The organism is Bradyrhizobium sp. USDA 4369, assembly GCF_054056435.1.
In genome coordinates, this window is sequence record NZ_JBSRYH010000001.1 from 7176883 (window position 1) to 7197664 (window position 20782).

At 64.4% G+C, this 20782-nt stretch carries 20 protein-coding genes; 4 read left to right on the forward strand and 16 right to left on the reverse strand.

Features of this window, described 5'->3' with window-relative positions; genetic code table 11:
* Positions 1-26 precede the first annotated feature (26 nt).
* Both ACVIJ6_RS32595 and ACVIJ6_RS32600 read right to left on the reverse strand, forming a co-directional pair.
* Positions 27-263: a tautomerase family protein gene (locus ACVIJ6_RS32595; protein WP_456776071.1), complete on the reverse strand. Its 237-nt coding sequence runs from the start codon at positions 261-263 to the stop codon at positions 27-29.
* Between the two features lie 15 nt (positions 264-278).
* Positions 279-989: an SDR family NAD(P)-dependent oxidoreductase gene (locus ACVIJ6_RS32600; RefSeq protein WP_456776072.1), complete on the reverse strand. Its 711-nt coding sequence runs from the start codon at positions 987-989 to the stop codon at positions 279-281.
* A 206-nt stretch (positions 990-1195) separates the two neighbouring features.
* Between ACVIJ6_RS32600 and ACVIJ6_RS32605 the strand changes: the two genes are divergently transcribed.
* Together ACVIJ6_RS32605 and ACVIJ6_RS32610 are read left to right on the forward strand one after the other, a co-directional pair.
* A complete protein-coding gene (locus tag ACVIJ6_RS32605; protein WP_456776073.1) occupies positions 1196-2191 on the forward strand; it encodes a LysR family transcriptional regulator in 996 nt (331 codons plus the stop codon).
* Positions 2192-2706: 515 nt separating this feature from the next.
* Complete coding sequence (locus ACVIJ6_RS32610; RefSeq protein WP_456776074.1) at positions 2707-4647, forward strand: sigma-54-dependent Fis family transcriptional regulator; 1941 nt, start codon at positions 2707-2709, stop codon at positions 4645-4647.
* Between the two features lie 84 nt (positions 4648-4731).
* Here the strand turns inward: ACVIJ6_RS32610 and groEL are convergent, their stop codons facing one another.
* The 11 genes from groEL to ACVIJ6_RS32665 form a co-directional block, all read right to left on the reverse strand.
* Positions 4732-6360, reverse strand: coding sequence for a chaperonin GroEL (gene groEL, locus ACVIJ6_RS32615; RefSeq protein WP_456776075.1), 1629 nt, complete (start codon positions 6358-6360; stop codon positions 4732-4734).
* A 71-nt stretch (positions 6361-6431) separates the two neighbouring features.
* Entirely contained in the window at positions 6432-7235 is an 804-nt protein-coding gene (locus tag ACVIJ6_RS32620; RefSeq protein WP_456776076.1) for a metal-sulfur cluster assembly factor, read from the reverse strand.
* A gap of 5 nt (positions 7236-7240) precedes the next feature.
* Positions 7241-8278 (reverse strand): amidohydrolase family protein, encoded by a 1038-nt coding sequence (locus tag ACVIJ6_RS32625; RefSeq protein WP_456776077.1) that lies wholly within the window; start codon positions 8276-8278, stop codon positions 7241-7243.
* Positions 8279-8383: 105 nt separating this feature from the next.
* The gene (locus tag ACVIJ6_RS32630; RefSeq protein ID WP_012043728.1) at positions 8384-8740 is read right to left on the reverse strand and encodes an MmoB/DmpM family protein; all 357 of its coding nucleotides are present in this window, start codon (positions 8738-8740) and stop codon (positions 8384-8386) included.
* Between the two features lie 42 nt (positions 8741-8782).
* Positions 8783-9877, reverse strand: coding sequence for an aromatic/alkene monooxygenase hydroxylase subunit beta (locus ACVIJ6_RS32635; protein ID WP_456776078.1), 1095 nt, complete (start codon positions 9875-9877; stop codon positions 8783-8785).
* Positions 9878-9925: 48 nt separating this feature from the next.
* A complete protein-coding gene (locus ACVIJ6_RS32640) occupies positions 9926-10990 on the reverse strand; it encodes a 2Fe-2S iron-sulfur cluster-binding protein (RefSeq protein ID WP_456776079.1) in 1065 nt (354 codons plus the stop codon).
* 71 nt (positions 10991-11061) lie between these two features.
* A complete protein-coding gene (locus ACVIJ6_RS32645; RefSeq protein WP_456776080.1) occupies positions 11062-12732 on the reverse strand; it encodes an aromatic/alkene/methane monooxygenase hydroxylase/oxygenase subunit alpha in 1671 nt (556 codons plus the stop codon).
* Positions 12733-12901: 169 nt separating this feature from the next.
* On the reverse strand, positions 12902-13201 hold the full coding sequence (locus ACVIJ6_RS32650) for a hypothetical protein (RefSeq protein ID WP_456776081.1): 300 nt from the start codon (positions 13199-13201) through the stop codon (positions 12902-12904).
* A complete protein-coding gene (locus ACVIJ6_RS32655; RefSeq protein ID WP_456776082.1) occupies positions 13201-13578 on the reverse strand; it encodes a hypothetical protein in 378 nt (125 codons plus the stop codon). Before ACVIJ6_RS32655 ends, ACVIJ6_RS32650 begins: the two co-directional genes overlap by 1 nt.
* Before the next feature lie 51 nt (positions 13579-13629).
* Positions 13630-13935, reverse strand: coding sequence for a hypothetical protein (locus ACVIJ6_RS32660; protein ID WP_456777135.1), 306 nt, complete (start codon positions 13933-13935; stop codon positions 13630-13632).
* Positions 13838-14674, reverse strand: coding sequence for an alcohol dehydrogenase catalytic domain-containing protein (locus ACVIJ6_RS32665; RefSeq protein ID WP_456776083.1), 837 nt, complete (start codon positions 14672-14674; stop codon positions 13838-13840). Before ACVIJ6_RS32665 ends, ACVIJ6_RS32660 begins: the two co-directional genes overlap by 98 nt.
* A 338-nt stretch (positions 14675-15012) precedes the next feature.
* Between ACVIJ6_RS32665 and ACVIJ6_RS32670 the strand changes: the two genes are divergently transcribed.
* Positions 15013-16890: a sigma-54-dependent Fis family transcriptional regulator gene (locus tag ACVIJ6_RS32670; protein ID WP_456776084.1), complete on the forward strand. Its 1878-nt coding sequence runs from the start codon at positions 15013-15015 to the stop codon at positions 16888-16890.
* Positions 16891-16932: 42 nt separating this feature from the next.
* Positions 16933-17373: an SseB family protein gene (locus tag ACVIJ6_RS32675; RefSeq protein WP_456776085.1), complete on the forward strand. Its 441-nt coding sequence runs from the start codon at positions 16933-16935 to the stop codon at positions 17371-17373.
* 892 nt (positions 17374-18265) lie between these two features.
* Here the strand turns inward: ACVIJ6_RS32675 and ACVIJ6_RS32680 are convergent.
* From ACVIJ6_RS32680 to ACVIJ6_RS32690, 3 genes are all read right to left on the reverse strand, one after another.
* Positions 18266-18772 (reverse strand): hypothetical protein, encoded by a 507-nt coding sequence (locus ACVIJ6_RS32680; RefSeq protein WP_456776086.1) that lies wholly within the window; start codon positions 18770-18772, stop codon positions 18266-18268.
* Positions 18773-18780: 8 nt separating this feature from the next.
* A complete protein-coding gene (locus ACVIJ6_RS32685; RefSeq protein WP_456776087.1) occupies positions 18781-19290 on the reverse strand; it encodes a hypothetical protein in 510 nt (169 codons plus the stop codon).
* A 1028-nt stretch (positions 19291-20318) separates the two neighbouring features.
* A complete protein-coding gene (locus tag ACVIJ6_RS32690; protein WP_456776088.1) occupies positions 20319-20591 on the reverse strand; it encodes a type II toxin-antitoxin system Phd/YefM family antitoxin in 273 nt (90 codons plus the stop codon).
* Between the last annotated feature and the right edge of the window lie 191 nt (positions 20592-20782).

Below are 20782 nucleotides of genomic sequence, written 5' to 3' on the forward strand. Positions count from 1 at the left end.
ATCATCCTCCTGTGCAGCCGCGCGGATCACTCGGCTTGAGCGGCGCGGCGGCGCCGGAACTCCAGGACGGGCAGGCCGCCCCAGCCCCAATTGTCGGTGTCGACTTCCTCGATGACGACGAAGGTCGACTCGAGCGGCTTGCCGAGGACGTCGCGCAGCAGCTGGCTCGAGCCCTTGATCAGCGCGGCTTTCTCATCGGCCGTCAGTGAGGCCGCTCCCGGCACGGTCCCCTCGCGGGTCACTTGGATGGTGACGATCGGCATGGTGGTGTGCCCTCCTCAATGACCGGCGCTCTGGCCGCCGTCGACATGCAGGATCTCGCCGGTGACGAAGGAGGCGCCCTCGAGATAGAGCACGGCGTCGACGATGTCGGACATCTCGCCCATGTGGCCGACAGGGTGCAGCGCGCCGAGCTGCGCGTGGGTCTCGACCGGATGCATCGGCGACTTGATGATCCCCGGCGACACCGCATTCACGCGGATGCCGCGCTTGGCATATTCGATCGCAAGCGATTTCGTCGCAGCGCTCAGTCCGCCCTTGCTCAGCGACGCCAGCACCGATGGCACGTTCGAATTGGCCTGTTCGACCAGGGTCGTCGTGATCTGGCCGACGTGGCCCGAGCCGTGCTTTTCCATCTCGGCAATGGCGAGCTGCGTCAACCGGAAGAACCCCGCGACGTTGATGCCCATCACTGCGGCGTAGTCCTCGGCCGTGTACTTGGTGAACGGCTTGGCGACGAAGATGCCGGCATTGTTGACCAGCGTATCGACGCGCCCGAAGCGGGCCACCGCTTGCCCGACCACGCGCTCGGCCGTGGCCCAGTCGGCGATGTCGCCGGGAACCGCGAGGATGTCGTCGTCGCCGGACGGCTTGATGGATCGCGCCGTGGCGACGACGCGGTAGTTGCGATCGCGATAACCTTGAACCAGGGCAGCACCGATGCCCTGCGATGCGCCGGTGATGATGGCGACTTTCTGCTCGATTCCCATGACGGGCTCCTGTTGTTGGCCTGCGCCGCTGGCTGCGGCCGGCTTGCGTTGTCAGCTACGCCGCCCTCGCCCGCCCGCGAAGACGCGCCGGCCGGCAGACACTGTTTCGCGGCGTGAACGAATGGCCGATCGGCCCTGGCTGCGGTTGTCGCGCTCGGCGCAAGCGCCTAGTTTTCCGCCGACAATCACTGGGGCCGCGGAAGCGCATGGATCGTCTCGATGCGATGAAGGTGTTCGTCCTGGCTGTCGACGAGGGCAGCCTCGCCGGCGCGGGCCGCAAGCTCGGCCGCTCGCCGGCGGCGGTCAGCCGCGCCATCACCTTCCTGGAGAACCAGGTCGGCGCCGAACTGCTGCACCGGACGACGCGGTCGATCAGGCCGAGCGAGGAAGGCGAGCGCTATGCCGCGATCTGCCGCCGCGTGCTCGCCGAGCTCGAAGAGGCAGACATGATCGCGGCCGGCCCGAAAGCGGCGCCGCGCGGCGTCATCGCCATCACGGCGCCGGTGGTGTCGGGCGAGATGGTGCTGCGCCCCATCCTCGATGCGTTTCTCGACGCCTACCCGACCGTGTCCGCCAAGCTCCTGCTGTTCGATCGTGCGGTCAACCTGATCGAGGAAGGCTTCGATGTCGCGCTGCGCATCGGTCCGCTGGCGGATTCGGCGATGGTCGCGATCCGCCTCGGCGATGTGCGCCGGGTCGTGGTCGCCTCTCCGCGCTATTTGAAGCAGCATCCACGCATCGCCGAGCCAGGTGATCTCGCCAAGCACCAGATCGTGGCCATGGCGCATCTGCCGAATTCCTGGACGTTCGCGCCGGCGGCTGGATCGTCAGCACCGCGGACTGTGCAGTTCACGCCGCGGCTGGTCGTCAACAGCACCTATGCGGCCGTGGCCTCCGCCGTGGCCGGCCGTGGCGTGGCGCGGATGTACTCATATCAGGTGGCTGAGCAGGTCGCGCGCGGTGAGCTCGAGATCGTGCTCGCCGGCGACGAGGATCCGGAGATGCCCGCGCATGTGATCGCTCCGCAGGGCCGGTTGTCGGTCCCCAAGGTCCGCGCCTTCACCGACTTCGCCGTTCCGCGGCTGAAGCAGCAATTTGCACTACTGAAGGAAAGCATCGGCCCGCGCGAGCGTCGTGAGTCCGCGGCCACGTCTGTGACGCCTCGGCCCGCACGTCAAGCGCGGCCGCCCTCTCGAGCGTGAACCGCGATGCAACGTCGTAGCCGGCTAGCACGTCGGGGACGCGAGATGATGGATCCTGTCCCGCATCGCACACCGATGCGCGAGGCGCATTGATGGTTGCGGCGATGTCGTGTGTTGCAGCCATTCGGATGCGGTGCATGTCAACATTGCTGGACAGAGCAGATGCGATGCGCGTTCAAATTGTCGCATGATTGATCAGCAACGCGATGAGTTCGGCTTTGCGCATTCTACCAAGGCGTATAAGGTCGGGCGTTACCAGCGTCGACGAAGCGCTGGAACGTCGGGGACGTGAAACGCGAGCAAGGTGGTTGACGGGCTGAGTTCGTCGCCCTCGTCGTCGCACGCGCACATATTTTCCGACATTTTGGAGGTATCAGGTTCGAACGGCTCGAACGATTCGACAATTGCGGCTGATGAGTGGCCAGTTGGCCACGCCCTGACATCCGCAGCAGGCGTTTGATCGCGAGGCGACGTAGGCAGTGGGCAGCGGGCATCGACACGTTGGAGGAACCGGAATGGACCAACGGGACGTACGGGCCGCATGGCAGAAATTCGTCGAGCGCGGCACCTTGTCGGGTGACGTGAGATCGACCGTGGCCGCTTCGTGGCAGCGGTCGCGGCAGCACAGCATCACGGTCGATCGCGCGAAGGCGCCGCTCGTCGCCGAGGCCGAATTGTTTCGCCAGCGCGCCAAGCATGCCGCGCTTCGCCAGGCCGCGCGTTGCGCGCTGCAGAACTCCAGGACGTTCCTGAGCGACGCCGGATCGATCATGATCCTCACCGATCCCACCGGCCTGATCATCGACACCCAGGGCGACGCCAGGGTCATCGACGCCGGCCGCGCAGTGCATCTCGAGCATGGCGGACGCTGGAGCGAGGCCGACATCGGCACCAACGCAATCGGAGCGGCGCTGGCCGACTCGTGCCCGGTGCAGATTCACGGCGCCGAGCATTTCTGCACCGAGGTCCAACGCTGGACCTGCGCCGCCGTCCCGGTTCACGATCCCAGCGATGGCGAGCTGCTCGGCGTCGTCGACATCTCCGGCCCCGCCAGCACGTTCAATCCGCAGAGCCTGGCGCTGGCGGTGGCGGTCGGCCATCACGTCGAGAGCGTGCTGGCGCAGCTCGCGCGGCAGGACAAGGAGCAGTTGCTGTGCGACTTCATCGCCAAGCGCGCGTCCTGGGCGACCGAGGAATGCATCCTGCTCGACCGCCGCGGCGCCATCCTGCATGCGACCGAGCGCGGGCTGCGCGCCATGAAGGACAACGGCCTCAACACGGATGGCGACGCACCGACGCGGTTCCTGAAAACGGTCGCGTTCGAGGACTGGCCGGCCAAGCTCAGGGAGATCCTGCCGCATGCGAGCTTCGAACTGGTCAAGAGCGGCAGCACGGGTGTCGGCGCGATCGTCGTGATGCATGCCCGGCGCCGCGCCCCCGGAGAGCGCAATGCGGTGGCCATGCGCGGACGCGACGCCGCGCTTCCGGCCGCGCAGTCGCAGCACGCGCAGACCTCTCAGCCGCCGGCGAAGTCAGCCGGGAACAAGAATCCCCGTTTCGTTGCCGAAGACCCGAACGTGCTCGCGATCGTGCGGCGCGTCGAGAGCGCGGCGGCGCGCAAGATGCCGATCCTGATCCGCGGTGAGACCGGGACCGGCAAGGAGCAGCTGGCGCGCCATGCCCACGCTGCCAGCGGCCGTTCCGGCGCCTTCGTCGCGGTCAATTGCGCCGCACTCCCCGACAGCCTGATCGAGGCCGAACTGTTCGGCTATGCCGATGGCGCGTTCACGGGGGCTCGGTCCGGCGGCGCCATGGGTCTGGTCAAGGAGGCCGATGGCGGCACGCTGTTTCTCGACGAGATCGGCGACATGCCGGTAGCGCTGCAGGGCGTGCTGCTGCGCCTGCTCGACGATTGGACGGTGCGGCCGGTCGGCGGCAGCGCGTTCAAGGTCGACGTCTTCCTGGTGTCGGCGACCAACGCCGCGCTCGACAAGGCAATCTCCGAGGGACGCTTCCGGTCCGACCTCCTGTATCGCCTCAACACGCTCGAGGTGCGGCTGCCGCGGCTGCGCGAGCGCTGCGATTTCGACGCCATTGCGCGGCAGCTGCTGCACAAGATCGATCCGGGCTGCGAGATCACGGCGGAGGCGCTGGCGCGGCTGGCACCGAACCATTGGCACGGCAACATCCGCGAGCTCGGCAACATGCTGGCGCGGCTCACGCTCGGCGTCTCCAACGGGCCGGTCGACGAAGCCTGCGTGGATGCCATGATCGGCCAAGTGATCGATCAAGTGATCGCGCGGCCGCCACCGGACACTGGATCGCTGCACGACGTCCAGCGCGCCCGTATCCTGATGGTCTACGCGGAAACCAATGGCAATGTGAGCGAGACCGCGCGCCGTCTCGGCGTGTCCAGGAATACGATCTATCGCGCGCTCGGGCAGCCGCGGCCGTAGTCCGCGGCGCTGCGCTTCACACGATCGGCGGACAATGAGAGCCGGGCCCATGCCCGGCTTCTCACTGGCGCAAGCCGCGCGGGCTCACAGCAACTCGGCGCCCCCGCCCAGGGCCGGACCGGCGGTCGGGTCGTAATCGTCCGGCTTCTTCGCGATCAAGGTCTGCGTCGTCAGGATCAGCCCAGCGACGGAGGCGGCATTGCGCACCGCGCTGTAGCAGACCTTGACGGGATCGACGATGCCGGCCTTGACGAGATCGACCGAGGCGCCGTTGCGGGCGTCGAGGCCGTGGCCGTTGGCGCCCTTGGCGACCTTCTTGACCTCGGCCTCGGCGTCGAGGCCGGCATTGGCCGCGATGTGAAACAGCGGGCGGCTCAGCGCGCGCTGCAGAAGCTCAGCTCCCTGCCGCACGCTGCCATCCAGCCCCTTGATCAGGTCGTCGAGCTTCGGTGCCGCCTTCAGCAGCGCGAAGCCGCCGCCCGGCACGATGCCCTCCTCGATCGCCGCCCGCGTCGCATTGATCGCATCCTCGATCAATTGCGTGCGACGCTTCTGCTCGACGGGCGTCGCTCCGCCGGCCAGGATCATCGCCGTGCCGCCCGAGAGCTTGGCAATACGCTCCTGGAACTTGTCGCGCTCGATATTCTCAGGCGCCGCCTCATATTGCCGCATCACCTGCGCGCGGCGCGCGGCAATCCTGTCCGGATCGCCGGCACCCGCGGTGATAAGGGTCTTGGAGGCGGAGATCCGCACCTGGCGGGCGGCGCCGAGATCCTGCAGTTCGGCCTTTTCCAGCCGGCCGCCGAGATCGACCGAGATCACGCGGCCGCCTGTCGTGATCGCGATATCCTCCAGCATGGCCTTGCGCCAATGGCCGAACTCCGGCGGGTGGATCGCGGCGACCTTGAAGTTGGTCTTCTCCCGGCGCGCCAGGAGCTGCATGATCACGACCGGCGCGACCTCCTCGGCGATGATCAGCAGGGGCCGGCCGCTCTTCTCCACCAGCGAGATCACGCCGGCGAGTTGCTCGCCGCTCTGGATCTTGTGGTCGGTCATCAGGATGAACGGGTTGTCGAGCACGACCTGCATGCGCTCCACATCCGTCACCATGTGATGCGAGAGATAGCCGCGCTCGAACGCCATGCCTTCGACGACTTCGAGCGTCGTCTGGACCGTGCTGCCATATTCGACGGCGACGATGCCGTGCGTGCCCGCCCGCTCGAACGCTTCCGCGACCATGTCGCCGAGCGCGCCATCATTGGCCGCGATGCTCGCGACCGCCCGCAGGCCCGCCGAGCCCTGCAGGGCAATCGCCGAGCGCTTCAGGTTCTTGATCGTCTCGGCGACCGCGAGCTCGAGACCTTCCACCAATTCCACCGGATTGGCGCCGGCGGCGAGGCATTTCAGTCCATCCTGCACCAGCACGTCGGCCAGCACGGTGGCCGTGGTGGTGCCGTCGCCGGCCGTGTCGTTGGTCTGCTTCGACACCTCGCGCAGCACCTGCGCGCCCATGTTCTCGAACGGACATTCCAGCTCGATCTCGCTGGCGATGCTGACGCCGTCGCGCGACACGATCGGCGTTCCGATCGGACGGTCCATGATCGCGTTCATTCCCTTCGGACCCAGGGTGCCGCGCACCGCCTTGGCGAGCTTGGCAACGCCCCGCCCCAATGCGGCCCGCGCCGCCTCGTCATGCAGCATGATCTTCGGCATGTTCTCAACCTCCCATTGGCCTGATCGCTCGCCGTCTTCGCCGGCGCGACTCTTTGTTATCTCCCGGCCGGTCAGGCCGAGGCGCGTGCTTTTGGAACGAAGGGCGTCTCCAGATCGAACCGCACCGACAGCAGGCCGCGGCACAGTGCGCTGTTGAACTCGGCATTGACGCCGACACGCCGCAGTCCCGAGACGTAGGCAGCAAAGCGCTCGGCGCTCAGCGGCAATCCAGCGGCGTCGACGAAGGCCGCCATATTGTCGTCCGCGGCCGCCACGACGCCGTGCCGCTCGAGATAACGCCGCCGCAGCCGGTCCCCCTCGTCGTCGACGGGAAGGTCGCGCAGTTCGACCAGGGACAGCGCCGTGAGCGTCTCCGGCGAATGTCCTGTCCCGGTGAGATGATTGAGCAGCGCGACCTGACGGCGTTGGAACGCCTTGACGAGGAACGTCCGCCGCAGATCGTCCAGGTCGCCATCGGCCTCGACGCCGAACGTCTCCTGGAACGACAGGCCCTGCGCCAGCCCGGCATTGATCTGATCGGCATACATGTGCTCGCCGAGCACCACGCTGACGCCGGTGACCCAGTCAAGCGCCGCCACGGCGCGGCGCATGTCATCCGCCATCAGAAACGAGAAGTTGGCGGCACACCAATAAGTCGGCAGCCGGAATTCGATGTGAACATGGTTGGCCGCGTCAACAACCGCCGAGGTGACGAAATCGAGATCGACCACGGATTCATCGAGCTCCGGATCCATGACGCTCTGTAGAGCGCCCCACAGTTCGGCCTGCCTGGTCTCGACCTGGCTGTTCCCAGCCTGCCAGTGCTCAGCCTGCCGGTCCGGTTCCGGCAGGCTCCTTGCGACATGCCCGCTCATGGCGTTCACGCCGGCACGGGTTCGGACAGATGGGCGTAGCCGCCGCCAGCCCGGATCTTCTTCTTCTGGGCTTCGACATCGATGTCGTAGAGCCGCGCGGCGTTGAGGCCGAGAATCTTGGTCTTGTTCTCCAGGGTCAGAACCGAGCCGGTTTCCTTGGTCAGGTCCTCCGGAATCTCGAACGCCATGAACTTGTCGATCAGCCATTTCGGCGTCCAGATGCCGTAGTCGCTGCCATAGAGGATCTTGTCCGGCCCGAGCCAGAACAACAGCTCCGACATCACATGGGCGAAATAGCCGGGCCGCGAATGGATGAACGGCAGCGCCACGGCGATCCCCGCATAGACATTGGTCTCCTGGGTCGCGATCCAGCAGAAATCGTCCAGCCGCGGCAATCCGCAATGTTCGACGATGAAGTTCAGATCCTGGAACGAGGTGGCGACGTCGTCGATGTCGGCGACGTCGAACGCATCACGGTTCAAGGGGATGATGGTCGGCCCCTTGTGGACATGGATGTTCTTGATGCCGAGCTTCTGCGCCGCCTCGATATATTTGTAGGAGTCCTTGTCCGAGAGCTTGTAGCCCTTGGACTCGCCGCGCCATTCCGCCGTGTACAGCTTCACGCCCTGCAGCTTGTACTTCTCCGCCAGCGCGTGCAGGTCCTCCAGCCCCTTGCTGCCGTCGCGCGGATCGAACGCGCCGTTGAGGATGAAGCGATCCGGATGGCTCTTCTTCATCGCCGCGTTGCGCTCGGTGGTGTTGAAACCGTTCTTGTAGAAGTCAGTCAGGTAGGTGGGTTGCAGAATCGCCATGTCGTCATAGCCCGACACGAACAGATCGTCGAACATCGTCTTGGCGTCGTACTTCTCGAACTTCTCCTTCTCCCACTTCTCCGACGGCGGGCTGAGATTGGAGTGGTAGGCATAGAAGCACTCGATGAACTGCTTGCCGTGAATGTTCTTCTGGTTGGCCGGGCTGCCGTCCCAGAAATGGGTATGCCCGTCGATCACGAATATCTCTTCGCCGTTGGCCGTCCTGTACATCGTGTTTCTCCCGCTCCCAGATTGATTGTGATGCGGCCTGCCGTTGATGGCGGCGCCATGTTGGCCCGGCCGGCGCAAAGCCGGCCGGGCATTCCTCATTGCGGCTCAGACGATGTATTTCATCATCTCGTTCATGTCGCCGAACAGCATCACGGTATTGTCGTCGATCATCACCATCCGGCCGTAATGAGTCGAGGTAGCGATCTCGAACAGATGCGGCGTCATCTCGCGGCCGAGCTCCTCGGAGATCTCGTCCATCTTGAACTCCATCTTTCCGATGCCGTCGATCCGGATCATCGCCGGCATGTAGGTCACGGTGATGTGGTCGTGGCGGCTCATCACGTCGGCGATGGCGCGCGCCTCGACGCTGTCATTCATCGTGACCCCGCATTGGTGGGACACCGTGTCCTCGAACTTGATGTCCTTCATCGATTTGAAGATGTTGTCGGCTTCCTGCATCATGGTGGCTCTCCTGACGGATTGAGTGAACGGCATTGGCTTCGGCTAGGACAGGCTGGCCGGAACCGTCAGTCCAAGCTCGGCGGCAATGCCTCTGATCCGGTTCTTGGCCTGAGCGAGCGCATCGCTGAAGGTCACGACCTTGACCCGCGGCTGCGACCAGATCGGCTGCAGCCGGTTGGCGGCGTCGAGCGCGAGCTCGGCGTGCTTGGCCAGCCATTTGTTGAACAGCGCGATGTTGTGCGCCGCATGCTGGACATCGGTGCCGAGGATGTGGAACAGCTCGACCGTGTTGGCGAGATTGCGCTCGTAATCGGCCTCCGCCGCCGACACCACCGCCGGCGTGATGAAGTCGTTCTGGGCCGAAGCGGCCTGCATCAGGAAGCCGGACCGGAACAGCTCGCCGACCAGCGGCTCGAACACCGCGTTGGTGGCGAAATACTGTTCGAGATAGTCGTTCGATCCCATCACCGACTCGATCGACTTGCGCACCCCCTGCCAGATCGGATCCTCCAGCCAGTGCTGCTTGCCGGCATTGACGTCGAAGCCGGGCAGGTCGAGCGCGATCTCGCTGAGATACAGCGTGATGTCCTGGGCGAAGCGCAGCTTGTAGGAGGAGTTGGTCAGGATCGCATTATTGACCATCTGGGTGTAGCCATAGCGCTGCGCCTGCATGGTCGACGTGCCCAGCCCGAATTCGGCATGCTTGTAGGCGCCGAGGTGGTTCTGCAGGATCTTCACCCAGGCGGGATCGAAGCGCGCCGGCGCGCCGGACTTGCGGCCATTCTCGATGGTGTTCTGCACCATGCCGCAGATCGTCGACTGCCGCTGATAATGCGTCCGCTCCCATTCCTGGTCGACGGCGCGGAATTTGTGCCAGTTTGAGCTCTTCGCCGCTGTCCAGTCCTTGCTGTAGGTCGGCGTGCCATCGGGGAACGAGATGATCCAGTCCTGCAGCAGATAGCGCTCCGGATCGGGCTGGACGTCGACCGTCATGTCCTCGTAGTGGGTCGCCTTGCGGCCCTTCGGCTCGAAATAGTTATACTTGCGGCTGTCGGAGCCTGGAAACACCGCCGACCCCGCCGCGCCGGATTTGACGACGCCCGGCTCCGCAATGGCTCCGCTTGTTTGTGCACTCATGACGACCTCCCTTTTTTGCTGTTGTGTTGCGACGATATCCGAACGCCGTCATCGCACCGCCGGCGTAAACTTGTCGAAATAGATGTGGTCCGGCTCGACGCCGTTGACCTGCAGGACCGGTAGCACTGCATCGATCATCGGCGTCGGGCCGCAGGCATAGGCGTCGATCGCCCCAGCCAGGTTCTCCTGCTTCAGGTGACGCGCCACGATCTCGTGCACGAAGCCGGTCTCGCCGTCCCAATGATCCTCGGGCGGGGCGTGCGACAGCGCGGGGACGAATTTGAAATCGTTGAGCTGCCGGCCGATCGCCGCCAGTTCGTCGAGATAGAACAGATCGGCGCGGGTCCTGGCGCCGTAGAAGAAGCGGATCGGTCGCTGTTCGCCGCTCGCGATATGGTCGGCAAGGATCGACCACAGCGGCGACATCCCCGAGCCGCCGCCGATCAGCAGCATCGGGCCAGGCCGTTCCTCGCGCCGGAAGCAGGTGCCATACGGGCCCTTCGCCGTGACGGAGTCGCCGACGCCAAGTCCGCCGTCGAGCTGGGAGGAAAACGCTCCGTTCGAGTATTTCTTGATGATGAAGCTGAGCCTCGTGCCCTCGCCTGGCGCGTTGGCCATCGAGAAGGCGCGGGTGATGCGGCCGTCATCGATCGTCAGGTCGACATACTGGCCGGCCCAGAACTTCATCGGCTTGTCGATCTCGATCTCCAGCAGGCGGATGTCAGCCGTCAGTGCCGTGATCGCCACGACCCGGCCGCGAAACGTCTTGACCGCGATCGACCGCCGCAGCATGTCCTCGTCATAGTTCAGCAGTTCGAAGCTGACGTCGCTATAGGCGTGAGTCCGGCACAGCAGCACGTGGCCGTTCTCGCTCTCGTAATCCGGCAGCGCGAAGGTCGAATATTTCAGGAGCTCGATGTCGCCATCGACGAGCTTCGACTTGCAGCTGCCGCACTGGCCTTCCTTGCAGCCATGCATCAGCGAGATACCCTGGCGGAACGCCGCATCGAGCACGGTCTCGCCCTCCTCGACCTCCATCTCGATCCCCACAGGCTCGAACCGCACCTTGTGAACCTGCACGTCCGTCACGACAGCCTTCGTACCAACCGACATCGACACCCTCCCCGGCACCTGAAGCAGATGATCGCAGGGAGCCGGCGAGCCGGCCCCCTGCGCTCGCATCGTCAATGACAAGGATTGATGGTGAAGCCCTTGCGATAGTCGGCGACCGCGATCTCGCGCTCGATCGGCGAGAGCGCGCGGAAGCCGCGCAGCGGACTGCCAAGCTGGTGGCCGCGCACGTGATCGAGCGTCCACATGTCCTTGGCGTCGAACCGCAGATGCGGCTGGGCCGTCAGGGTCTTGCCGTCCGGACGAACGAAGCCGAGATCCTTGATCGCGTCGGCAATGTCCCAGCCGTGGTAGCAGTCTTCCCACTCACGGCGACCGCTGAAGCGGCCCATTGCCGGCGTGGCGCGGCCTTCATACTCGGCAGCGAATGCCACCTTGTGGGTCCAGCGGCAGCCTTCCGAACAATAGGTGTAGATCTTGCCGTCGACCTCATCACAGACGAAGTCCTCGCGGATCAGGCAAGGCACCATGCAGCTCCAGCAGCGGTGCGGGTAGACGTAGCCAACGTCGCTGTTGAACAGGATGTTGGTCTCGCCCGGCACGCTCAGCTTCGCATACCACTTCCAGAAGTCGCCGAACTCAGCGTACCAGCCCGGATATTTGTGCTCGAACCACTCGAAATCCTTCTCGGTCTGGGCCTCGATGCGCCAGAAATTCGCCGACCAGCCGACCGCAAAGAACTGCGCGGTCTTGTGGACATAGTTCTTCTTGACGATCCGGTCCCAGGCGGCGGCAACGTCGTCGTGGTGGATCTTGATGCCGTATTTCTCCAGCGGCAGCATATAGGTGCGATAATAATCTTCGTAGATCCAGCGGTGCCAGAGCTCCGCATAGGACTCCTTGTTCTTATCGCGGTTGGTGGTGCCGTATTCGATGAAGGTACCGATCGCGGCGTCGACGATGGCATGGTTCTGCCAGAACGCGTATTTCAGGTCGCGCTCGAGCAGCTGGTGGTTGGACGGATCGTTGATCATGGCCATCAGCATCGAATGCCCGTTGCCGATGTGGCGCGATTCGTCCGACTGCACCGACAGGAACACGGTCGGCAGCGCATAGTCGCCGTTGCGGGCCGCCTCCGATGGCATCGCCACGAACAGGGTGTTGGTGAAGGCGGTCTCGGCCACCACCGTCAGGTAGACATTGGCCGCGGTGATCGCGTCGCCGGTCAGGAAGCCCTCGGCGAATTGCCGCCCGATCGTGGTGGCATAGCACTTGCCGAACGCGGCCTCGGTGATGTCGAACCCTGCCGGATCGATGTAGTTCTCCATGTACCACTTCTTGAGGTTCATCTGGATCGTCGAGTGCCGGAACTCGTCGACCATCTGCATCGTGAAGCCGGTACGCAGCTCCTCACCCGGCGCGAGCCGACCGACCATCGCCATCGAGCGGGCCGCCGAGATCTCCGGGAACGGGATGATGGCCAGGAACAGCTTCATCCACTCGACCCAGCGCGGCTCGACATTGCGGAACATGTCGCCACGCAGCGCCGCGTCGAGCGCGCCGTAGACCCGGTTGTCCTTCTCCTCCTGCATCGGGAAATACGAGCGCAGGACCTGCTTCATCGGATCGCGGGGAGTCTTCGAAATCTTGTAGTCGGTGGGGAACGTCATCGCTTCCTGGACGTAGCTCGGCGTCCAGCCGAGATCCGCGACGCGACTGGCTGCCTCGGCAATCGTAATGCCCTTCTGGGCCGTAATCTTATTGAGCGTCAGACTTGCAGACATTTCCTTCTCCTTTGAACGTTGCATCAGCTTGTTGTCGTCAGGCCTTGATCGTTCGGTCGAAGGAGCTTCCGGCACACGGCGGCTCCCGCGACGTCTACTGCAAATTCACGTCTGCCCATCAACTTTGAGGTCCGAAAATTGACTTTGACTCCCGTAATGAATTGGCATTTCAGGCCGGCTTGGCGGCGTCCGCCGCCCCGCCCGCTTCCGCGCCGCGGCTGACCAGTGGCCGGCCTTCCGCGACGAACTTCGCCGCCAGCACCAGCGTGCCGATGGCAAACTCTCTGCCGTGCCGCGCGATCATCGCCTCGGCGACCTCGCCGACCGTCGCGAAGAACGCGTCCTTCGAGCGGTCCTCCTCGGTCGGCTCCGCTGGCGGCGGCTGTGTCGGGCTGCGAACTGGCGGCACGGCCGAGACCGGCGCGCCGGACGTCCTGATATTGAGCCTGCTCGTGTCGACCTTGTTCATCATGCATGTCCCGTGCGTCTGTGGTCGTCGTCGGTCGGTGTGCTGTCGAATTCCAACAGCGCGTGATTGAGCCATTCGCGCTCGGCGACGAGGCGGGCGTGCTCGTCGCGAAGCTGGCTGAGGCGCTCCGTCACCCTGTCGAGCTCGGCCTGCGCAGCCAAGCCGCCGTCCGGGTGCGCGACGTCCCGCCGCGCGCATTCCAGCTCGATTTCGGCGCCGCCGCGTGCGCTTTCGTTCCGGAGCTGCATCTCATTGTTGCGGATGATGCCCTCGATCAGCTTGTGCCTGGAGATCATGCGGTCGCGGGCCTGCTGCAGCCGGTCCGCTTCCTCGGCCGTGATCTGTGGCCCGCCTTCGCTGGACTTGGTCACGAGCATCACTCTCGTTCGACGATTGGGATGGACACCGCGCATCTGGCCGCGCCCGCCTTACGGGATCAGCACGGCGCGTCCGTGGATGCGCCCGTGATGCAGATCATGCAGCGCATCATTCGCCTCGCTGAGCCGGTATTCCTTGGTATGCAGGTTGACGAGGCCGCGATCGGCCAGCGCCATCAGCTCGACCAGCTCGGCATAGGTGCCGACCAGATTGCCGACGATGCTCTTTTCGGTCGTGATCATGTCGATGGTCGGCAGATCAATCTTGCCGCCATAGCCCACGATGTAATAGGAGCCGGCATTGGCGGTCATCGCGAGACCCTTGGCAATGGCATCGCCCTCGCCGACGAAGTCGATAACGGCCTCCGCGCCCCGGCCGCCGGTCAGCGCCAGCACCCGCCTCGACCTCGCCGCCATCGGCCTTCACCAGGTGGTGCGCCCCGCAGGTCTTGGCGAGCTCCAGCGATTTGTCGGAGCGGTCGACGACGATGATCTCCGCCGCACACAGCGCCGCGAGAACCTGGATGCCGATATGGCCGAGGCCGCCGGCCCCGATCACCACGGCGTATTCGCCCGGCAGCAGATGACGCGACGCCTTCTTGGCCGCGCGATAGGCCGTCAAGCCGGCATCCGTGTAGGGCGCGACGTCCTTCGGCGCCAGCGACTTTGGCAGCTTGATCAGCGAGCGCTGCCCCGTCAGCAGATATTGCGCGTAGCCACCGTTGGCGTTGATGCCAGGAAAGGAGCTGTCGAGCGCGTGCATGTCGTTGCCGCGCCGGCACGCCAAACAATGGCCACTGGTCACCAGCGGGTGACAGATCACGCTGTCGCCGACCTTGACGCCTTCGACGCCGGGGCCAACAGCTTCGACCCAGCCTGCGTTCTCATGACCCATGATGTAGGGAAGCTTGACATCGACCTTGCTGCGCCAGATGCCCTCGACGATGTGAAGATCGGTGCGGCAGACCCCGGCGCCACCGATGCGCACGATCACGTCCATCGGACGCGAGATCTTCGGGTCGGCGACCTCTTCGTATCTGACGAACTCCTTCGCCGTCAGCTTTTCATCGAATGCATGGAGAACCGCGGCCTTCATGAACTCCCCCCGGATATTTTTCGTTTCGACGTCAACGTGTCGCAGCCGTCGTTGACGAGAGTTGAGCAAGAGCTATGCCAGCGAGCTAACAGGCTGATAATCCGGATCTTCTCAGCTGCGCCTGCGCCGGTCTTCGGTCCGCCGCGGATCAATGCTGATTGCACAACTGTTCCGGGACGGAACAGTTTTCGCGATGCAAGAACGGCTTGCGACGGCAGCGGCGCATTTTTGCTTTTTGCGCGATTGCTCTATGCTGATCGAAGCAGCACCAGATCACGAACAATCAAACAGCCGCGGCTGCCCGAATAAGGCAAAGCCGCGGAGCGGGAGGATGGACGATGCTGCCTGCCAGCCGGCGCCTCGATGGCGCGTGGTTGAAGCTCGACGATCAGGACCATCCGCCAGCCGGTCTGATGTCGGCCGACATCTACGACAGCTGGATGCGCTGCATCACGTTGGGTCTCGATGCGCTGCGTCCGCCCTCGCCCGAATTCGTCGATGCCGCCGTGCTGCGGCAGGAGCAGCAGCGCTGCTCGCTGGTGCGCGGCCTCGCTTTGGCCGAGATGCACACGCTGCATCAGCAGATCGCCGGCTCCAATTTCATGATCGCGTTTGCCACCGCCGAAGGGCTGCTGCTCGACAGCATCTCGGATTCCAGCTTCAGCGATGCCTCGGATGCCGCCTGCATCCACGCGGGCTCGATCTGGACAGAGAGCATCTGCGGCACCAACGGGCTCGGCACGGCCGCCTATCTGAAGCGGCCGATCGTCGTGCACGGCCGCGAGCACTTCTTCGCCCGCTACAACAATCTGACCTGCGTGGCGGCGCCGATCTTCGCACCCGATGGCGAGGTCGCCGGCATCCTCGACGCATCCTCCGACTGCATGTCGCGCCAGGCGCATACGCAGGCGCTGGTGGCGATGGCCGCGACCCAGATCGAGAACGGGCTGTTCCGCGAGCAGCATCGCGGCAACATACTGATCGCCTTCCACAACCGCGGCGAATATCTGCACACGCTGAGCGCCGGCCTGCTGGCCGTCGACAATGACGGCCGGATTCTCGCCGCCAACCGCGCCGCGCGCGTGCTGCTGCACGGGCTGCCGGCCTCCGCCGGCCGCCTGTTTGGCGATGTCTTCCGCGGCCGGTTCAGTGACTTCGTCGACGAGGGCCGGCGCAAGGAGCGGCAGCGGCTCGAGGACGATGTCGGGAGCCAGTTCGTCGCGACGATCGAGAACAGCCGCCAGTTCCCGATGACGCATCGCGTGCTGGCGCCACGGCCGGCGCCGAAGACCCCTGCCGCGCCGTTCGTCTCCGCGGATCCGAGGATCGCGGCAATCGTGCAGCGCGTTGCGGTCGCTGCCGCGCGAAAAATGCCGATCCTCATTCGTGGCGAGACCGGCACCGGCAAGGAGCAGATGGCGCGGCACGCCCATGCGGCAAGCCGGCGCAGCGGATCTTTCGTTGCTGTCAATTGCGCCGCCCTTCCTGACAGCCTGATCGAGGCCGAGCTGTTCGGCTACACCGAAGGCGCGTTCACCGGCGCCAGGAAAGGCGGCTCGGCCGGCCTGTTCAAGGAGGCCGATGGCGGCACGCTGTTCCTCGACGAGATCGGCGACATGCCGGTGACGTTGCAGGCGGTGCTGCTGCGCTTCCTCGACGACTGGACGGTGCGGCCGGTCGGCGGCAGCAAGCGCGAGGTCGACGTGCTCCTGGTCTCGGCCACCAACGCCAATCTTGACGACGCGATCGCCAAGGGTCGCTTCCGATCCGACTTGCTATTTCGCCTCAACACGCTCGAAGTGACGCTGCTGCCGCTGCGCGAGCGAACCGACTTCGCCGACATCGCCCGCCATCTAATGGTGAAGATCGATCCGTCGATCGCATTGTCCGAGGCTGCCATTCAGCGGCTTGCACAGCGGAGCTGGGACGGCAACATCCGCGAGCTCCGCAACGTTCTGGCGCGGCTCTCGCTCAGCGAGACCGGCCCGGTGATCGACGCCGCCACCGTCGACGCCGCCATCGGGCTTGGCGGCCCTGAGCTCAAGGCGCCCAAACTCAAAATGGACGAAAGCGGCCCAGGCGACCTGCACGAGATCCAGCGCGCCCTCGTGCTTACCACCTTCGCGGATACCGGCAACAATATCAGCAAGACGGCGCGGCGGCTCGGCATCTCGCGCAACACGGTCTATCGCGCGCTGCGCGGCAAGCCGGGCTGACGCGCGCATGACAAAGGCTCGATCAATCCAAGGGAGGCCACGATGTTCGAACCGGAGAACAGTCTCGAAGCGCTGATGCAGGCGGCCGGACGCGATCCCGCGATCATCCCGCGGTTCTACCGCACGCTGCTCGCGGCCGAGATCTATGTCCTGACCCCGGAGGCCCCGATCGCGCCCGGGCAGCGCCGCTCGCTGGCGCGCCAGGAACGCATCAACGTCGCGAGCGTCGAATTCCAGGGCCTGACCTGGCTGCCGGCGTTCACCTCCAGGAAGCGCATCTCCGACTATGTGAAGGCGCCGGAGGCCTGCCTGGGCGCCACGGCCCGCGATCTGTTCACGATGCTGCCCGACGCGAACTTCTGGTTCAATCCGCTGTCCGAATGCCAGAAGCCGATGCCGGCCAGCGAAATCCTGCTGCTGATGAATGGGACGATCTTCGACAAGCTGCAGGCGGCGGAAGCGGCTCGGCACGACGGCCGGTGATCAAGTTTCAGCTGCGGAGCGGAAGGGCACTGGCCTCCGAGCTGCTAACGAGGCTGCTGAACGCCAATGCAGGTTGTCGTACCATCGGTCTCGCGGGCTGAAACGCTGCAGGGCCGCGGCTTCACAGGCCTGTCCACGATCTCCGGCTGAGCCTCGCCCGACTTTGTCGCTGCCGCCGACGCATCTTGAGCCGACGTCACGTTCGAGGCGCCACTCTGACCCGAGTTGGATGGAGCCGTCCCACCTAGTTCGCTGCCCTTGGGCGGCACGCCGGTGGTTCCGCCGATCACACCGCCAACGGTCGGCGCATTATCCAGGCCAGCGGCTGGATGATCAGGGCTGACCCGTTTGGGCGCGGCGTTGGCACCCGAAGCATTGTTCGGAGCAGGCGGACCTCCGCCTATCTGGCCGGCGGGAGGGCCGCCACCAACGCTTTGACCGGCCCCTGTTCTAGCCGCAGCCGATCCCGAACCTGCGCCGGCCCCCGCCGCCCCACCGCCACCTTCGGCCCGAGAGGCGTGCACCGAAGCGGCCGCCAGAAGGCTGACGATGATGATCGTGACAGATGACTTTCGCATGCCAACCTCCCAATCTCGGAAGAACAAGGCTCTCGGTCGCGTCACGTTCCATCTCGGAAAGGACGATTATGCCAATCTCGATGCGGCACATGCTCCCGGGCTAAAGAGCGGCGTCGTATTCGGCTCAGGACGGAACCGCGTCCCACAAACGACATTTCTCCCGGCAACGCAGCTGACCAGCGCCGCTGACCGCCGACAGTCCTGGGCGCCCCGCCGCACCACTGTTGCATTGGCTATTGTCTTGAACGAACCACCTTGAACGAACCGCCTTGAAAGAACCACCTGGGGCGCACCGTGCAGACGCAGCGTGGAGATCACTCGCCGGTCGACGACGTAACGACCGGATCGGCATTCGCGGCCGATCGGATCGCCATCGCCACCGCCGACATCCCTCGCCAATCCAAGCCAAGGTTAGTGCCGGCTTGTTCCAGCTGGGCATCGTCCTGTGCGCCAGCGATCACCGTCAAAATGGCTCTCTCGTCAGCCGAGAGGCGATTGCACGATGAGGGCAGACAGACGAGATCACGATGCCTTCGGATCCGTCTGACCAGCGCCGCCACATGAGCGACCACGAGCGGCGCGCGCTCACCGCCCAGCTCCTGCTCGGCGACATCAAAAGCCGCGTCCCAGCAATCAACATGGCCGGTCGCATAGCCCGCCGCAATCGACCGCAACACAGACAGGACGACCGCCTCCCAGCCGTCACGGCCGCGATCGCCTGAGCGCTTCCATCTTTCGTATATCGCAAACCCGCATGTGGCGGCACAATCATCGACGTGTGTGGCGCCAAGCAGATCCAGTGGTCGTTGAAAGGCCGTCATGAGTGGTCCTATTGCAAAGTAAGTGATCCGACTTGCCAACTTCGCATGGCCATCGTGGCTTGTAGTTCGGTTTCGTCCGCATCCTGAATAGGAAGCATCAACCCGGCATTGGCGAAAATCCGTCCAAACCCGTAGGTCGGCCCCATGATCCAACCCGCAGCAGACGGCGGAAGCCACTGCTCGAAACGCCTCCGAGCGATGTCAAAGCAGCCGTATTGGACAGCGGCCACGGCCTGCAGCAACCGGCATTCGCTCAGCGACACACACCGGCAGCCGGAGGCGTGAAGCTCAACCGGAGCCTGGGCCGTGCGCGCGAACACTTCGAGCATCGCCTCAAGCGAATGCACGGCGTCTGCTACCTTGAACTGCTCATAGACCTGACGCAGATCGCGCGTGCTCGCTTGTCCTAGACGTCGCGAATGAGCGACGACGCGGAACCCCCAGATGAGCAATCGACCGCTTATGTCGAAAGTCGCAAGGCTGCCGGCCTCACTTTTGAAAGCGCTGTCCGAATTCACCATCCTACCCCGATGAGATCGACGACTGACCCTGTTTCGACGTGTGCGATGCGATCGCCAATACGAGCCGTATGCACGATGCCGTTTGATCTCATTTGCGCAGCCATCCGATGCAAGGTCAACGCGCGACGCGGTGACATAGAGATCTTCTACGTCGAGCTCTAGAACCGCTCAAAATAGACCCGCCCGGTCTTGTTTGTGCGAAACAGCCATGCTCTCGGCATCTCGACTTGAAGCATGGACTAAGCAGCAATTTGTGCTCCCTAATGAACGAATTGGCCTGCGATCATCAACGGGCCGGACTCGGGCATGCTTCACCGCCGCTGCAGATAACTTTGGAGCAGAGCGGCAAACGCAGCAGATGCGTTGGTGACAAGCCGCAGATCACCTTGCCCCGACCGATTTGGTGCGCGACATCGCACGACGTCTATTATACGTTTCAAACAGCGGCATGGCTGAGTTGTCTCGCGGCGGACTCCGCCCGAGTTGTTGTCCCGAGAACCTCTCCCTTGACGAAGAGGCGCAGGGAAGGCCGGGTATCGACTGATACCCGCGGTCCGCGTGCAGCAAAATAAGCACGCGGCAGAACCACAGGTTCAGCCCAATATCCGGCCTTCCCTGCGCGACGGTTTTGCGGGTTATAGGCGCTCTCCCCGGGGATCGGCTGTCTTGCCCCCGTCACCAGCGGATCATCATCACCGCTGGCTTGGCGTCAGCACCGCGACGCCAGGACCACACCATTTCGCCGTCGCCTCGCTCCGTTCGTCGGCGCGGGCTGTGACACCCGGCTGCAGAGCAACGCGCCCATCGCATCTCCGGCTCGACGCTCGTGACGATCGCGAAACGTCCCTCTTCAGCGAGCCGGGATACGCAAAAATGTGGAGGTGATTTGCCCGACGGTGCAAGGGATGAGTTTGCGACAAACTGGCACGACGGGCAGCTGACGCATGTGGGGCATGCGCGGATGGCCCGTCGGGCAGTGGCTGAAGCGTGCCTGTCGCGATCGATCCGTGTTGGGCTTTGTCATATTACCACAGGAATATGAGCCTCTTCAAACTACACGCCCATACGCACTTTGCTCTCGCGTTCCTGGCGCGGTGGGTGTGAATGCGCCCTCTCCCCTTGCGGGTGCCGGCCTGTTTGGCCGTAGGCCACGGCATGCCGGGTCCGGATGGAACGATCGCGACGACCGCTTCGCGCTTGCCGTGGCGCGTGATGACCGACGGCTTCCCCTCCAGCAACTGATGATCGACTACGGCGGAGAGGTTGGCCTTCGCGTCACAAAGCTGAATCTCGCGCATTGTGGTGCTCTTCCGAAATGCGACTACAGTCGTCACATAAGATGACGCGCCGCTGCAAGCCGTCCGAGCCGCCTGCGCTGCGTCGCGATCAGACCTGCTCAATCGGCGCAGCCACGGGAGCCAAAGAGTTTGATACACTGGACTGCACCCCTCAAGTGAGACACGATAATCTCGGTGACAGGCATTCCGAG